Annotated in this window: 1 protein-coding gene; it reads left to right on the forward strand. The window is 74.1% G+C overall.

All coding sequences use genetic code 11. From position 1 onward, the window contains the following. Nucleotides 1-317: tetratricopeptide repeat protein (locus AC5P09_RS52275; protein ID WP_493880671.1), on the forward strand; the 317-nt coding region annotated here is incomplete at both ends.

A 317-nucleotide genomic window follows, 5' to 3' on the forward strand; every position in this document is an offset into this window, starting at 1 on the left:
GTCTACGCGGCCCGGCGCGAGGTGCTCGGCGAACAGCACCTGCTCACCCTGTCCGTACGGCACGGCGCCGCGCACGTCCTGCATCTGCGCGGGCGCACCGACCGGGCCGAGACCGAGTACCGGACAGTCCTCGCCGACTGCATCGACACCCTCGGCCCCCGCCACCCGGGCACCCTCGCGGTCCGCCACAACCTGGCCGACCTGCTGACGGACCGGGGCCAACTGGAGGCGGCGGAGGCCGAGTTCCGCGAGGTCTACGCGGCCCGGCGCGAGGTGCTCGGCGAACAGCACCTGCTCACCCTGTCCGTACGGCACGG

It is taken from the genome of Streptomyces sp. a15 (assembly GCF_059026085.1).